This window comes from Sulfurovum zhangzhouensis, from assembly GCF_030347965.1.
GTDB classification, from domain to species: domain Bacteria; phylum Campylobacterota; class Campylobacteria; order Campylobacterales; family Sulfurovaceae; genus Sulfurovum; species Sulfurovum zhangzhouensis.
Genome location: NZ_JAQIBD010000001.1, coordinates 357578 through 373317 on the forward strand (window position 1 = coordinate 357578; position 15740 = coordinate 373317).

The window sequence follows — 15740 nt, forward strand, 5'->3', positions numbered from 1 at the left end:
TAGATAGAATAACGACAATGAATCTAAAAGGTTGTAAATGGACAAAATACTACAAATGCTTAAGCTTCAACAGCAGCTCAATGATGCTACCAACGGTGAGGGATGGGAACAAGGAATCACTAAAAACGGTAAACTGATCGACTGGAAGCGCTGTACATACCTAGAGTGTGCAGAGTTGATCGAATCCTATCCATGGAAACATTGGAAAAATATTGATGCAGAACCTGATCATGCAAATATCAAGATCGAAGCAGTAGATATATGGCACTTTATTATGTCTCAAGGACTTGAAGATTACAAAATACAAAACCTTGGCAGTATCGAAAAACTTGCAGAAGATATCAATGCATTACCGAACTTTGTCTCTTTTGATGCTGATATCGTACCGACAGAAAAAAACCACTATGAACAGATAGAAACCGTTGAGGAGCTGATGAGAGTGATCTTTTGTAATGAAGGTACACAAAAAATGATGGAATCATTCATCGATGTAGCGATACAGTCAGAGCTCAACCTTGATTCTCTTTATCAACTTTATGTCGGGAAGAATATTCTCAATCAGTTTAGACAGGACCATGGATACAAAGACGGTACCTACATTAAGATGTGGAACGGAGTAGAGGATAATGTCCAAATGCAATACATTTTGGATACAAACGATGAGATAAGCCCGGAAGAACTCTATAGGGCTCTTGAAGAAGCGTACCCAAAAGGGTAGGCTTTAACGGAAGATTAATCCAGTTTTCTAGTAAGATCTTTCACTTTTACCTGATTACCGTAAACTTCAACTTTTGTTGCTAAACGTATACTTTTAGTAGTTGCATAACCGCACTCTTCACCGCACTGAACTGTTCCTATTAGGAAATATTTTCCAGATGGCACTCCGTAAAAGGAAAAACTTCCATCGCTCTCTGCTGCAGTAAATCTCAGGTAGTTAAAGAGTCTAGCATCCGCTTTTTGCATCTTCTTACCACCGATATAGCTTACTTCATACCACTGATTAGAATATGAAGTCATCGGGTTAAGATAAAGTCTTGTCCCACCACCTAACACTTGACTGCCACCATAACTGTTTGTAAGATATATCTTACCTTTGATCGTACCTTTTCCTGAACGTGCTAAAGAACGATATTCATCTAAAGGAAATTCAATACGAGGTACTCTCTCATCTGGCATGTTCTCCGTAATGAGCGTCTCTGTCTCTGTTAAGTTTTCATCGATATCTGACATATCAACATTTTCCGGATCATATGCACCCCAAACATTTTCCTGTGTACCTGCTTTATAATGTGGTTTATGAACGTCTGTAGGAACACACCCCGCAAGCCATAGAGAAAATAAAACGACTGTTACAACTGATAAATGTTTATTCATTCCTTCATTCCCTTTGATGTTTTTATTTTGTGATTATACTGAATTTAGATTAGGACTAAAAATTTATCTCATCAACATTTTTTATGATTATGAGATCGATTGCGTTTTTCTAAAAAAAGCTTGAGATACTTTTGTGCCTGTTCATCACCTGAAAAAGCGGCTTTTTGATACCAAAAAGCTGCTTGTTTACAGGACTTCTTGACAGCATCACCCTTTTGAAATCGTTTAGCAAGCTGATACTGAGAATGTACTTCTCCTTCTTTGGCAAAGCGATACAGTATTTTTACCTTCTTTTTCTCACCTTTATAATACTTTATAGTGTTTTGGATAAACCAAAAAGTAAAAAGTAATAAAATCAGAAAAATATAGACTTCAAGATCTTCAATACTGCTTATATAATTTATGAATTCTTCTAGTAACTTCTTCACATCACTTTCCTAAACAAAATTCCCCAAACATTTTATCAAGTATCTCTTCACTGTCATAGGGCTTAGAGATAGAAGATATCGCTTTGACTGCTTCTTGCAGATGATAGGAAAAAAATTCCAACTCACCGGATTGTAAAGGGAACTTTGCCTCTTCTATCGCTGATTTTGCATATTTAACAGCTTCTATTTGTCGTGCTGAGACCAACATAATCTCATCACCCTCTCCTATCGAATCAAAAAGTGTTTCCATCCTTTCGGTAAGACGAACAAAACCTTTTTTAGCGCTTACTTCTATAGGATCATAACTGCTCAATATCGAGGTATCGAATTTTTTTTCCAGATCAGATTTATTCAATGCTACGATCAGATGTTTATCTTCAAGATTATCCAACATTGAAACTATCTTCTCATCTTCATGATCAAATACTCTTGAGCTATCAAAAAGTGCGATAATGACATCAGCATCTTCAACGGATGAGAGTGAACGCTCTATTCCGATTTTTTCTATTGTATCTTCAGACTCACGAATTCCAGCAGTATCAACTAAACGAATAATGTGTGAACCTATACGCACCTGCTCTTCAATTGTGTCACGTGTAGTTCCTGCGATATCACTTACAATTGCACGTTCATAACTAAGTAACGCATTAAGCAGTGAACTTTTACCCACATTAGGTTTACCAATGATAGCTACTTTAAACCCTTCGATAAGCCCTCTTCTACGGTGACTTGCATCTACAATACGCGTTATCTGTTCTATTAAACCGTCAAGCTGGCTGCTAATACTTTCTAGGATATCATCAGGAATATCCTCTTCAGCATAGTCTATCATGACCTCTGAATAAGCCAAAGACCTCAAAAGTGCATCTCTGCTCTCATCAACAAAAGCTTTGAGTTCACCTTTCATCTGCTTAGCAAGTATCTTGGCAGCATCAACACTTTTCGCTTCAATCAGTTTAGAGATCGCCTCTGCTTCGGTTAAATCTATTTTTCCATTGAGAAAGGCACGCTTGGAGAATTCACCGGGTTCAGCCAATCTAGCACCGTATGCCAATACAGTACTTAAGATCTCTTCAGCAACGATCATACCGCCATGGCATTGAAACTCAACAATATCTTCACCCGTAAAACTATTTGGTGAAGCAAAATAGATCATAATCGCTTGATCGATCAGGGCATCTTCTGCATTATAAAGAGAAGTGAGATGTGCATGTCTTGGTATGATATTCTGCAGTTTAGACACTCTCCGGGCAATAGAGAGTGCATCTGAACCGCTTAAACGGATAATAGAGATTGATGAGACCCCATGGGCTGTTGCGATTGCAGAAATTGTCTCATTCATGGCATTTATTTTTTATTAAAATCATTGATTACGACAAATTTTTTGCCGTCACGGCTTGTTTTTACTGCAACATATTTATCAGGGAAAGCTTCTCGCAACTGTTCAAGTGCGATTTGAACTAAAATCCCGTCAAGAAAACGAGTTTTGCCTTTTCCATGTTGTTGTACACTTTCAATCACAGGCTTAAGCACATTACGTATCATTTCTTCTTGAGTTGTAACAAAAGCTGCGATCTCAAGCTTAATAAAAAGTTCATACTTTGTATGTAACCAGTTAAACAACATATATGAGAGTGCATTATACCGGTACCCTTCTTTACCGATCAATAATGCTGCATCTTCACCATCTATAAATATTAATGCCGTATTGTCCCTTACATCAACTTCTACCACATCGATATCAAAGCATGAAAGTTCCATTAATTCTTTTAGCTGTGACTCGATAAGACGTGCAAGTTCATCATATACAATGACCTCTTCTTCTACTACATACACTTCATCTTCAGTATAGTACTCAGAACTAAAGAAATTTTCTACAATTTCATCTTCTTCGACAGTAGGTTGTTCTTTTTCTTTACGTTCTAATGCTGGAACTGAAGTTTCCTTTGATACTTTTGCAGAAATATGCCTTTCTGTAGTAACAGGGGATGGTGTTTGCGATACACTCTGTGGATACTTACATGAAGCAACGATGATCGCCTCTTTTTTAAAGAATCCGAAGATTCCTGAGGAGGGGTGCTGTATCACTTCATATTTAAGATCAGTGACAGAGCAACCTAATTCTTTTGCAGCTTGTTCATAAGCAACTTCTAATGTAGGTGCTTTGATTTTTTTCATCAGCACTCCTATTTTTTACTATGTGCTTCTTTTGCCATTTCTTTTTGCTTTGCATAGGCATGATTGATATAGTATTGTTGACCGATTGTGAAGATATTGTTCACCAACCAGTAAAGTACAAGTCCTGATGGGAAGTATACAAAGAATACAGTCATGATCACAGGAAACCATTTAAATATCTTCTCTTGCATAGGATCAGTAAAGTTTGATGGTGTGATTTTTTGCTGAAACCACATAGAAGCACCCATCAATATAGGTAGTACAAAATATTGATCCATTACAGCAAGGTCATTGATCCAAAAGATCCATGCTGCACCTTGTAGTTCATCTGCGTTAAGCAAAACACGGTAAAGTGCAAAGAACACTGGAATTTGTAGAAGAAGCGGTAGACAACCTCCCATAGGGTTTGCTCCATGCTTCTTATAAAGTTCCATCATTTGAGCATTCATTTTTACAGGATCTTTACCGTACTTCTCTTTGAGCTCTTTCATCTTTGGTGCAAGGTCTTTAAGCTTTTGCATTGACATCATACCCTTGTATGAAAGCGGGAACAAGATAAGCTTAATAAGAAGTGTGAAGATAATGATCGCCCATCCCCAGTTTCCTACATATTCATTGATCCAAAGGAGTACTTTGAAAAACGGAGCTGAAAGAAATGTAAACCAACCAAATTCAATTGTATCCGTTAATTCAGGATTGATCGAGTGAAGTACTTTATACTCTTTTGGTCCGATATATCCGGTAAAAGAAGCATCACCGTCAGCTTTAACAAAAGCCAAAGGATCACCTTTACCTATTTGAAGGATGGAGACATCCATTCCTTTATCTTTATCAAAATCATAAAAGAGTGATGCATAATATCTATCAAATGCAGAAGTTATCTTTGCATTTTTAAATGTTTCATGACCTTCTGCATCACCGTCTTCAATAGTTGTGATGATGTTATCTTCACCTTTAACCAATGTACCTCTAACAAGCATATACATTGATTGGTCTGCTACAGGTCTATAACCTGGAGTGATGAAATATGGTGTTGGCGTAGATGTGGATATATCTACCTTAAATTCACCGCTTGGTTTAAATGTAATGTTCTTAGTAACAGTGATCGATGAGAGTCTTTGAACCAAAGTGAGTGTCTTAGCACCGGTTGTAATATCTAGCTCAGAAGCACCTTCATTAACATAGGGTGTAGAGAATGCCTCTTCATTGATCTTCGTATCCGAGAATCTTATTTCCAAAGGTTTTACTTTATCACTAGCCAATATCTTAAGATTTTTGCCGTCTTCAGTACGATATTTCGCTTTGAGAAGCTCCATTTGTGCTACACGTCCCAATTCATCAACTGTGATAATAAACTCATCTGACTTTATTGTCGCGATTGCCGTTGTACTGGTCTCTGGTGCGTTCATTGCAACTTGTGTTGCACCGGCAGTTGAAGCCGTTTCTGTTGTACTCTTTTCTAGTGCAGGAGTTTGTGGTGAATTCTGTGTTGATTGTGTTTGTTCAGTTTTCGTAGGTGTTTGTACTGGAAAGAAATAACTATAACCGATGAATACGATAAATGAAAGTGCTAGTGCTAATAGAAGTCGTTTTTGAAGATCTGACTGTTCCAAAGTGATACCCTTGTAATTAAAAAAATTGAATAGCTATTATAGTGTAATTATTTTAATGCAGCGCACTTTTTCAGTGCATGTAGATACGCTTTGCCAGTCTTTTTAAAGTCAGCTTCCAAAATCGCCGGCTTTGCTACCAAGACATAGCTACCAGCTCTAAGAAGGTCAATATTTTCGATGAAATGTGCCCTTAGTAGACGTTTCGCTCTATTACGTTGAACTGCATTTCCTATTTTTTTACTGGCAACAAAACCAACTTTATAACTACTTTCTTTTTTATAAAAAAGTACAAAGTATGGCGTATGCCAGCTACAATTGGAGTGGTGATACACTCCTGAAAACTCTTTACTAGTTTTGACTCTAGTAAAATGTTTGATCGAACTGATGTGACTATCCTATCAAACTTATACAGCTAGTCTTTTTCTACCTTTTGCTCTTCTAGCATTGATCACTTTTCTTCCGTTTTTAGTTTTCATTCTTGTTCTAAAACCGTGTGTTCTTTTTCTTGGTGTGTTATGTGGTTGATATGTTCTTTTCATTCGGACTATCCTTAAATAAATTTACCTAGATGCGGTATATGATGGACGCGATTTTACCTTAAAGTCTCTTAAAAGAGGCTAAGAAACACTATTTCATAAGGATTAATTGATCGTCTTTATGATGATCTCACCGATCTGTTCTTCGTGAAGTGCCTTCATATAGGTCTCAAGTCCTCTAAAAATAATATCTTTAATTTTATACGTTGTAGTTCTTACTTCTAATACAGAACAATAAATGGAAGTGCCTTTTTCCAGTGTTAATCTTTTTACAATACGCTCGGCAAACATATAACCTCCATCTACTTTTGTCTCCTGACACAATAGTGCATGAACGCCATGCTCTTCACCCAGACAAAAAAGAAGGTCTGTATCGCGTTTCTCATTTTGTAATATCGTATGAGTATCTATGTTCTCAGCTGATACAAGAATCAATACAAAAGAATTGAGTCGTCTATGTTCTAATAAATAGTATAAAACTTCCATCGGTGTTGTTAGTTTATCAACCATATCTACAGCCAGTTTAATCTCAGTTTCGTTAAAAGCCAAATCAGCTCTTCTAGCCTTCGCTCCACTCTCCACCATATGAATCCTTTTTAATTTACTATTACGTCATTATAACAAATTAATTTGATATAATTTTGCATGCAAAAAATAGAAACAAAATATCAATCATTACCTTCCCCATGTTGGTTGCTTGAAGAAGAAAAGCTAGTAAAAAACTTAGAGCTTTTAAAGATGGTAAAAGATCAAAGTGGAGCAAAAATTCTCCTTGCGCTCAAAGGATATGCGCTTTGGAAAAGCTTTGATACCGTTCGAGCATACCTTGACGGATGTTGTGCTTCAGGTTTACATGAAGCCAAATTAGCGTACGAGGAGTTTCGTAAAGAGGTACACACCTACTCTCCGGCCTTTAAAGAAGAAGAACTAGAAGAGATCGCTTCCATTTCTCACCATTTGGTCTTTAATTCTCCTGCACAGTTCAAACGTTTTGCAGCGAGGGCAAAAGAGATCAATCCTTCTGTTTCTTTAGGTATACGTGTGAACCCTGAATTCTCGCAAGCACCCAAAGAGATCTACAATCCATGCGGTCTTTACTCTAGACTGGGAACAACAGTAGAAAATCTTGATGAAGGCATACTAAACCAATGTGAAGGGCTGCACTTTCATGCCCTTTGTGAAGAGGATAGTGACGCATTAGAAGGAGTACTGAAAGCTTTTGAAGAGAAGTTTGGCAAGTATATTCCCCAAATGAAATGGATCAACTTCGGCGGCGGGCATCATATCACACGAAAAGGATATGATGTAGAGAAGCTTATCACTCTTATTAATGAGTTTAAATCACGTTATGACGTAGAGGTCTACCTGGAACCGGGAGAAGCCGTAGGCTGGCAAACCGGTCCACTGATCGCTACTGTACTCGATATCGTTCATAATGGCATTGATATTGCCATACTTGACACCTCTGCTGAGGCACATATGCCTGATACGATCATTATGCCTTACCGTGCTGATGTGAGAGATGCAGGTGAAGCGGGTGAAAAGGCTTATACCTACCGACTCGGTGGAAATACCTGTCTCGCAGGAGATATCATGGGCGATTATAGTTTTAATGAACCATTAAAAGTAGGCGATAAGATCATATTTGAGGATCAAATGCACTATACAATGGTAAAAGCTACAACCTTTAACGGCATTAAGCTGCCTAGTATTGCCATCCAAAGAATCAATGGTGACATTGATGTTGTCAGAGAATTCGGATATGAGGAATTTAAAGGCAGACTCTCTTAAAGTAATTTAAGAGAGCTGTTTTAATCATTGATTAAACTGCAATTTCTACTATTTTATCTTCAAAATACTCAACCAAAAGAGCTTTCAATGCTGTAAGTTCAAGTGGCTTTGCAAGATAGCCATCCATACCGGCACCCAAATATTTCTCTCTATCTCCAGAGAGTGCATTTGCAGTTAAAGCTACAATCGGGATATGCTTTTGATGCTGACTTCTCTCATAGTTCAAGATATTGGCAGTAGCTTCCATTCCACCCATAACAGGCATTTCAATATCCATGAATATCATATCATAGCTATTCTCTTTACGGTTTGCAAGCGCTTCCTGACCATTATTAACGATACTTACTTCAATACCCAGCCTGTTAAGCACATTAGTAATCAACTTTTGATTAATAGTATTGTCTTCAGCAACTAAAATATGCAGGTTTTTAAATGTAATATTTTTCTTCGTTTCTGCTGTCTCTTCTTTATCACTTAACGCTTTCAATGTCTTAGTGAAATTGACAGGCTTATATATAACCTTATCGATAAGAGGCCCATATCGCTTCAGTATTTTTTTCTGATCACCTGTAGATATGACAACCACTTTAGTATCAATCCCTAAGAACTGCTTAATCTCATCTTCTCGTTGACGATACTTGTGATCAACAAACAAAATATCAGGAAGCTCTGCATGTGTTTTCTTTATATGCAGCAATCTCTCGTCTGTATAATGTACTATGTTAGCTCCCGTATAAGCAATATATGCTTCAAGGTTTTTATTTCTGAAATATTTTTCATCGATATGTGGGTTAAGAATACCTACAGTCAATTTACTCTTATCCTCTACTTCTCTTCTTTTAGCATCAGACGGTTTCTTAAAGGATAAAGTAAAAAAGAATGTTGTGCCCTCATCCACTATACTCTCTATACTTAATTTTCCACCCATAAACTCAACCAGTCTTCCTGAGATTGAAAGACCTAGACCTGTTCCTCCATACTTTCTGCTGGTACTCACATCTGCTTGGCCAAATGCCTCAAAAATCTTCGCTTGCTGCTCCTTTGAGATACCGATACCTGTATCAGTGACCGCAAACTTCACTTGTACCTCATCATTTTTTTCTGACAGTTTTTGGATCGATACATTCACTTCACCGTTTTGAGAAGTAAATTTCAGGGCATTGCTGACTAAATTAACAATGATTTGAGATATCTTTGTCGGATCACCGATAAGCTTAGTTGGAAGTTCAGGATCCAGAAAGATATTAAAGTCAATATTTTCTGCAGCAGCTTTGGCAGCATAGGATTCAACAGCAGACTCGAAACTCTCTATAGGATCAAATGCTATTTGTTCAAGTTCTATTTTTTGTGCTTTGATCTTTGAAAGATCCAAGATATCATTTACTATTGAAAGAAGATGTTCAGAACTTCTCTCAATCGTTGCAATAAATTCTCTTTGTTCTTCAGTAGCATCAGTCTCTTTAAGGAGCTGAGTAAATCCTAGAATACCGTTAAGCGGTGTACGTATCTCGTGAGACATACTCGCCAAAAACAGATCTTTCGTCTGATTGGCATCCTTGATCGTTTTGATCAAGAACTTATAGATGTGGTCCATCTTACCACTCTGGATCAAACGGCGTAGCTCCTTTTGTTGATTCTCATTAAGAACAAGTTCAATGTCTTTAACCGTTTCTTCAAAAAGATGTCTATCTTGTTGTATTTTGACAAACTTTATCAATAGTATAATCCATACTACTAAAAGTAAAAATGCTCCTGTTGCATATCCGATAGCAAACCATTTCCCAGTATCATCTATGATATGCATGGATTTACGCAGCTCTGATTGGACTTGGGTAAAGTAATCCATTTTTTTTGTTACTTGGTTTAGCCATCCAAGCAAAGTCACTGCATAACCACCTCTATTGGACTCATACATAATCATCTCGCGTTCTTTTGCAAGAACACTCTTATACTCATCAACAGAGAGTAAAGCATTAAGCCTGGAAACCAACTCTTGATCCTCTATATCACCATAATCAGGAAATCTATCTTGAGCGATCAATTTTTCCCATAGTCTAACATCTTCGTCATTCATTTTTTGAGACCCAAGAAGAATAGAAGAGATCATTGTATTTTCAACTACAGTATTCTCCTTAAGGTTGGTTATCGCCAGGTAGACACTAAAATAGTGGTCAACTTTCTTGGTTGTCAGCGTATTCTGTACACTTTGTAATATCTCCTGGACATTTCCAAATACTTTATGATGATACCTATCCACAAGAATCTCTTGATAATTACCTCTAAGATCATCTACTTCTCGTCTTATCTGTTGAAGTTCCCCACTTATATTTTGTATCTGTCTACTATAGGCACTAAATTGACTATCAGCGATGTAGATCATGAGATTTTTCAATGCCCCATCAACATCACTTCTGTTCTTTTCAAGCTTCTCTGCATCACTCTGTGCTCTTGTTACCATGTAAATAGCACTATTGAGTCTTTCAAACTCCATAGTATCCAATACCAGTTCGATATGTTCTACGAATGATGGAAGGTTCTTGCTATTTTGTGTAAGTTCATAGTTTTTATAAGAATTATATGCAGCATAAGAGAGTATAAAAAAAGCTACCATGACCACACTAAGTAGCAATCCCAGTACACTTTTGTTTTTTGATATATTCATCACAGTCCTTTAGTGTTCTACTTCGTTGAGTTATATAACATGTCTCATATCTTGAATGATTACCGTTATTTCAAGACAAACATAAATCTTGGGTAAAAAGTTAAAAGAAGAATATCCCTAAAAGAGGTAGATTCTATTGGCAGTCTGGCGATCTTTTCTGAAAAAAGACCCATAACTTTCTGTCCCTGACTCACGACAGGTTTAGCTTTTTCAACATTAATACCTATGTGGTAAATTCTACAATGAATAGACTTAAATATATACCAAAGAATACCAACTAAAGTGATCGGCTAAAAATCCTTAATATAGATGATATCATAGGAACTAGACTCTCCACTGGCTCCAATAACACTCTGAAAACGTCGATTATGCCTGTATTTTAACTCAACTCTTGGTATCTCATCATTGATATAGATAATCATAAGATCGTCTGTAAGCTTTTTACCAACTTCTATACTGTTCCCTGCACCAAGTACAAAATGATCGATCTTAACCCCAGCATTTGCTAAAGCAGATTTTGCCATAGCACCTCCCATCATTTTCATCATCTCATCTCCGGTATACGTATCAGAGGCTGATTCATTATCAAAAAGTAGAACGGAAAGTATCTGTTCTCTTGTGAGGCTCGGACTGGAAGAGAAGTTGATATTAGGAGCCTCCGGTGTGCCTGTTACTGTAATAGTAATCAAGTGATTAAGTGCTTGGTGTTTTGCCTTGATCTCTAAAAGCGGTTTATTGAAAGTACCAGTAAAATAGATAAAACTTTTTTCCAGAACAAATTTTTTATTTTGAAAGAGATAAGTGCCGCCTTCAAGTAATTCAATCGATCCCAATACCATTAAAGGCTCATTCATTGCTTTATAAAGGGTAAAACTAGGTTTTGCCTGAATGTTAATGTCTTTTTGTTTGAAGAGAAGAGCTTTTTTACAATGAATATTCAGTGCCATGCTCAACTGATCCATAAAGTGATTGGGTTGTTTTTTTTCTTTATTCTCAACAATAATAATATCACTGTCAGAGGCAAATGACTGTTGATTTATATCGTAATGGATTTCTCCCCCCTGTAAAACGATATCTCCTTTTATATCCGTGCGATTACCGTCAGCTGTTGTCACTATATTAATATCAGAGAGGACATCAGCCCACTCATGCTCCAACTTTAACTTGTTAGCATCTGCATTGATCTTTCCTTCTTTTTTCTTTAAGTCATACTTTCCGGCTATCTGAAGTGCATCATTTACCCATACAGAACTGAGCTCAACCTCATTGTCTTTCAGTTGGATCAATGAAGGTTTTGTTGCATAGAGTCGCTGCTTATTGTATATTAGCTGATAATGTTGGATTGTCATGTTCATATCTTTGACACTTATATCTATATCCACATCACTGAACATATGTTTATTTTCTCTATCTGCATTGTAGACAATTTGAGGTGACTTAAGAGAGAGATTGATCTTTTTTTCTTTATTGATGACAGCATTGATAACTGCACTTCCCTCCACTACAGGCATATCATCAAGCGTATAATAGGATGCGATAAAAGTGTTCAAAGATCTTAGTGAACCAATCGTAGTATTTACCTTCAACTCTTTAGTAAGGTTAGCATCAAATGTCGCATGTAAAGGCTGGCTCTTTAGCCCTCCTTTAATGGTCTGGTCATTTTTTTTGTAAATCGCCTGAAAGTTTAACGCATTTGTTTTCATATCTATTGTGGAATCATTACCGTCCACTGTCAAATCTATATCGATCGTAGAAAGCTTATCCCACTGTATTTTAGGATCCAGGGGTCGAACTAAAGAGTCTTCTGGTATCGTTATTTTATTTTTGACTTGTATGGTTTTACTTAAAATAATATCTGTATCGACATTGACCAGATTTGATCTAATTAGTGCGATACCGTGAAGCAATGTATTTTGTTCAAGATCAAAAGGCAGTTGCACTTCAATATTTGCTTCTGTATCCTCCAACTCTTCAGGCAGTTTCTTGATATCTGTGACTTTAATTGCCTTTTTGGTTTTTAACTGTAGGTTGCCTCTTTTATAATCCTGCATTGCAAAGCTTCCCTCTAATGAGTCTGAAACAAGCTTTGCATCTAAATGCATATCATCTCCCTGATAGGTTACATTGAGATCATGAAGCACTCCCGTCAGGTTTTCATCTAAACCATAAACCTCTCTGGCATATATCTCCCCGTGATAAGTGATATTTTTATTCATCATTAATTGGTTGGTCAACAAAATATTTTTTGCATAAGGTGTAGAGAGAGTTATATTTGTATCTGATGAAAGTTTTTGTTCAGAAATTCGGTAGAGTACTTTAGATACCAAAGACTCAACATCAACATTAAAGTCGCCTTTTTTTCCGGTCAATATTTGTGTTGCACTGGCTTGAACGTCGGCCTGAATATTTGATGTGCTTGCTAAAATATCTATGACAATATTACCAAATGCCTCTTTTCTCAAAGGCAACCCCGATAACTCGAAAAGTCTTTTATGTGGTGTCAGGGCAATTTTACCCACGAGAGTATTCTCATCTACATTACCTTTAAAGACTATATTGCTTAGATTACTCCGAGCATCCAGAAATACACTTCCATCCTCAACTAATCTCTCTTGCAAGTTCACTGTGATCTTGCTGCCTTCAAGGTTGAACTTTTGTATTTGTACAGGATCAAATATCGTAGGTTTAGCATTTAGATAGATTTGATCAACCCGGATAGATTTTGGTAGATAAAATGACTCTCTTGTTTCTTCATGAGAAGTATTAGCACCTTGTTCTGCTTTTTCAAGACTGGATATAAACCTTCGTAAAGTCGGAAGGTCAACTCTTTTGACACTCAGAGAGGTGATATGAACTTCTCTATCTTCGTAACTTCCTTTTAAATTGATATCCGTTGCATTTGTATCAACCAATAATTCAAGTGCTTCCATCTCCAGCTCATTTTCACTGTAAGACAACATGCTTGCACTCATTAAAAACTTAGAAACCGAGATATCCTGAAACACAAAAGGTAACAAAGAGATATGCACCTCTTCCATACCTACATCAAACGAAAATGACGATTCACTTGTATCATTACTGCTACCAAAACTCTCAATGAATGTTTTAATACGGGTGACATTTCCTTCTTCCAAAACTACTTTTGTTAATGAGATCTTTTTTTGCAGCAGTGCAGCCGGATTCAGTCTTAACGTTAGTTGTTTCGCAAGTAGTTTCTCTTTATACTTAGGAGCATGTATTGTAATACCGTCAAGAACATCTCCTGAAATATCTTCGTAACTTATAGCATAATCCGGAGCGTACCGCTTTGCAATTTCTTTTACTACAATCGGTGTATTGATAGCCACCCAAAGTGCTGTAAGTAATACAATGATAAAAATAATGCTTCCTAAGAGTACCTTTCTCAAAACGATTGTCCTACCTGAAATGAAATACCATATTGCGAAGGGTCGTTGACATTAAACCCTACATCCAATTTAAACGGGCCTATCGGAGTCATATAACGCACGCCGACACCTGCAGATGTGATAATATCACCTGAATAATCATAACTTTTGTCAGTGAGCATCGTATTGTCCGTAAAGACCGCACCGTAAATGTCACCCCATACAGGATAATCTGCTTCCAACGAAACATTCAACATCGTAGAAGCCCCTTCTATAGAATCACTTGTTGGAGAGAGAATCACTCCCATCTCTCTAAACCCATAAGCACGGTTAAAATAGGCTCCACCGGCAAAGAATAGTTTGGATTCAGGAACTTCTCCATCGAACTGATCTACAACTCCTGTTTTGAGGACTGCTGCCATGGTAAGTTTATCAATGCTATGGATATATCTCCCTTCCAACTGCATCTTCAGATAAGTACTGGCACTCTGGCTGTAAGGGAGCCCATATTCAAGGTAAGATGACAGGTAGTAACCGCTATGTGGATTAAAACTATCATCTCTTGCATCATAGACCACATCAATATAAGGATATAACAATAAAAAATTTCCTTCGTTGACAGCCTGTTGTAGAGTTTCATCATCTTTTAGATTATCAAGTAGTTGAATATCAATATTTTCAAGTACGATACCGCTTTTTAGTTTCCATTTAGCTCTTTGATACCCCACACAGAATCTCAAATAACTTTTTGCTTCTGTAAATCCAGGATATTCAAGATTTGAGTATCCTAATTTTGTCATAAAATCGATTGATTGGCCCCAGATGTCAAAGAGTGCAGGTTTAAAAAAATCAAGAGAAGCAAGGTACTCTTTTTGTGACCATAGTGCTTTGAGTGTCAACTTTTGTGCATTTCCCATAAAGTTTTTTTTGACCAAGGTACCGTGAGTACGTAATCCAAGATAGGTATCAAAACCTAAACCAAGTTCTGTATGATAAGGCTTTCCAGTCTCCTGGACCGTTATATCCACCGGAATTTTATTATAAAACTTACGGTCATAGTTGATCATCACACTATCAAAGACATCCAGTTGATAAAGATTGGCATAACTCTCTTTGATACTTTTTGGATCAAATTTACTTCCCTCTGTAGCTACAACGCGAGAGAGTATCACCTCTTCATCAATACTTTCCAGTCCTTTAATATATGTCTTATCAAATTTACAGATATCACCTTTTGTCAAAAAATACTTCAGATCTACTCTATGCGCTTTAATATCAACATACGCCTTCGTATCAAGATCATAACTGCAATAGCCTTGATCAAGCATTGCCTGAATAATATTATTTTTGATATCTATAAACTTTTGTGCTCTGAAACGCTCTTGCTTTTTAAATGTGATATATCGGGAGATATCATAATCACTTGAGACATTAATGTCATTGATATGCACAGGAGTATTTTCTTTTATATTCAAATAGAGTGTGGTATTTGTCTCTTTGATATCAAACTGAGCATCATAAAAGCCCTCCGAATCATAAAAACTTTGTAAAGACTGATTCAACGTTGGTATCAATTTATCATAGATCTTAGGCTCATCTTTTTTCCAAAACTCCCAAAAACTATTTGTTTCTACACTGAGGACTTCATAGAGTTTAGAGGTATCATGGGTTGTATTGCCTGAAATCATGATTTGATGTGTAGGTACTTCTATCTCTTCAGCACTTAATATCAAAAAGATAGAAAAGAAAATCATGATCACTCTGTATAGCAT

The 15740-nt window shown here is 36.8% G+C and carries 13 protein-coding genes and 1 riboswitch; of the genes, 2 read left to right on the forward strand and 11 right to left on the reverse strand.

Annotation, left to right across the window (positions count from 1 at the left end):
* Window positions 1–37: 37 nt before the first annotated feature.
* Window positions 38–718 (forward strand): dUTP diphosphatase, encoded by a 681-nt coding sequence (locus PGH07_RS01940; protein ID WP_289412210.1) that lies wholly within the window; start codon window positions 38–40, stop codon window positions 716–718.
* A 14-nt stretch (window positions 719–732) separates the two neighbouring features.
* On the opposite strand, the gene PGH07_RS01945 is transcribed toward PGH07_RS01940, so the two are convergent.
* The 8 genes from PGH07_RS01945 to PGH07_RS01980 form a co-directional block, all read right to left on the reverse strand.
* Window positions 733–1374 carry a carboxypeptidase regulatory-like domain-containing protein gene (locus tag PGH07_RS01945; protein WP_289412211.1) on the reverse strand — a complete coding sequence of 214 codons (642 nt, stop codon included), beginning with the start codon at window positions 1372–1374 and terminating at the stop codon, window positions 733–735.
* Between the two features lie 71 nt (window positions 1375–1445).
* A complete protein-coding gene (locus PGH07_RS01950; RefSeq protein ID WP_289412212.1) occupies window positions 1446–1802 on the reverse strand; it encodes an SEL1-like repeat protein in 357 nt (118 codons plus the stop codon).
* A 1-nt stretch (window position 1803) separates the two neighbouring features.
* The gene (mnmE, locus tag PGH07_RS01955) at window positions 1804–3144 is read right to left on the reverse strand and encodes a tRNA uridine-5-carboxymethylaminomethyl(34) synthesis GTPase MnmE (RefSeq protein WP_289412213.1); all 1341 of its coding nucleotides are present in this window, start codon (window positions 3142–3144) and stop codon (window positions 1804–1806) included.
* Window positions 3145–3149: 5 nt separating this feature from the next.
* Window positions 3150–3980 carry a Jag N-terminal domain-containing protein gene (locus PGH07_RS01960; protein ID WP_289412214.1) on the reverse strand — a complete coding sequence of 277 codons (831 nt, stop codon included), beginning with the start codon at window positions 3978–3980 and terminating at the stop codon, window positions 3150–3152.
* Between the two features lie 8 nt (window positions 3981–3988).
* The gene (yidC, locus tag PGH07_RS01965; RefSeq protein ID WP_289412215.1) at window positions 3989–5593 is read right to left on the reverse strand and encodes a membrane protein insertase YidC; all 1605 of its coding nucleotides are present in this window, start codon (window positions 5591–5593) and stop codon (window positions 3989–3991) included.
* Between the two features lie 47 nt (window positions 5594–5640).
* Complete coding sequence (rnpA, locus tag PGH07_RS01970) at window positions 5641–5979, reverse strand: ribonuclease P protein component (protein WP_353049830.1); 339 nt, start codon at window positions 5977–5979, stop codon at window positions 5641–5643.
* 18 nt (window positions 5980–5997) lie between these two features.
* Entirely contained in the window at window positions 5998–6132 is a 135-nt protein-coding gene (gene rpmH, locus PGH07_RS01975) for a 50S ribosomal protein L34 (RefSeq protein WP_229936432.1), read from the reverse strand.
* A gap of 102 nt (window positions 6133–6234) precedes the next feature.
* A complete protein-coding gene (locus PGH07_RS01980) occupies window positions 6235–6714 on the reverse strand; it encodes a hypothetical protein (protein WP_289412216.1) in 480 nt (159 codons plus the stop codon).
* Between the two features lie 60 nt (window positions 6715–6774).
* Between PGH07_RS01980 and nspC the strand changes: the two genes are divergently transcribed.
* Window positions 6775–7920, forward strand: coding sequence for a carboxynorspermidine decarboxylase (gene nspC / locus PGH07_RS01985; RefSeq protein ID WP_289412217.1), 1146 nt, complete (start codon window positions 6775–6777; stop codon window positions 7918–7920).
* Between the two features lie 31 nt (window positions 7921–7951).
* Here the strand turns inward: nspC and PGH07_RS01990 are convergent, their stop codons facing one another.
* The 3 genes from PGH07_RS01990 to PGH07_RS02000 form a co-directional block, all read right to left on the reverse strand.
* A complete protein-coding gene (locus PGH07_RS01990; RefSeq protein ID WP_289412218.1) occupies window positions 7952–10582 on the reverse strand; it encodes a hybrid sensor histidine kinase/response regulator in 2631 nt (876 codons plus the stop codon).
* 135 nt (window positions 10583–10717) lie between these two features.
* Window positions 10718–10798: riboswitch (cyclic di-GMP riboswitch) on the reverse strand.
* A gap of 74 nt (window positions 10799–10872) precedes the next feature.
* The gene (locus PGH07_RS01995; protein ID WP_289412219.1) at window positions 10873–13989 is read right to left on the reverse strand and encodes a translocation/assembly module TamB domain-containing protein; all 3117 of its coding nucleotides are present in this window, start codon (window positions 13987–13989) and stop codon (window positions 10873–10875) included.
* Window positions 13986–15740, reverse strand: a complete 1755-nt coding sequence (locus tag PGH07_RS02000; protein WP_289412220.1) for an autotransporter assembly complex protein TamA — start codon at window positions 15738–15740, stop codon at window positions 13986–13988. The genes PGH07_RS01995 and PGH07_RS02000 overlap by 4 nt, the downstream gene beginning before the upstream one ends.

What these genes read in the sequence shown, in the direction of transcription:
- PGH07_RS01940 (WP_289412210.1), top strand. Translation starts at nt 38, where the DNA reads ATGGACAAAATACTACAAATGCTTAAGCTTCAACAGCAGCTCAATGAT.
- PGH07_RS01945 (WP_289412211.1), bottom strand. Translation starts at nt 1,374, where the DNA reads ATGAATAAACATTTATCAGTTGTAACAGTCGTTTTATTTTCTCTATGG.
- mnmE (WP_289412213.1), bottom strand. Translation starts at nt 3,144, where the DNA reads ATGAATGAGACAATTTCTGCAATCGCAACAGCCCATGGGGTCTCATCA.
- PGH07_RS01960 (WP_289412214.1), bottom strand. Translation starts at nt 3,980, where the DNA reads ATGAAAAAAATCAAAGCACCTACATTAGAAGTTGCTTATGAACAAGCT.
- rpmH (WP_229936432.1), bottom strand. Translation starts at nt 6,132, where the DNA reads ATGAAAAGAACATATCAACCACATAACACACCAAGAAAAAGAACACAC.
- PGH07_RS01980 (WP_289412216.1), bottom strand. Translation starts at nt 6,714, where the DNA reads ATGGTGGAGAGTGGAGCGAAGGCTAGAAGAGCTGATTTGGCTTTTAAC.
- nspC (WP_289412217.1), top strand. Translation starts at nt 6,775, where the DNA reads ATGCAAAAAATAGAAACAAAATATCAATCATTACCTTCCCCATGTTGG.
- PGH07_RS01990 (WP_289412218.1), bottom strand. Translation starts at nt 10,582, where the DNA reads ATGAATATATCAAAAAACAAAAGTGTACTGGGATTGCTACTTAGTGTG.
- PGH07_RS02000 (WP_289412220.1), bottom strand. Translation starts at nt 15,740, where the DNA reads ATGCTATACAGAGTGATCATGATTTTCTTTTCTATCTTTTTGATATTA.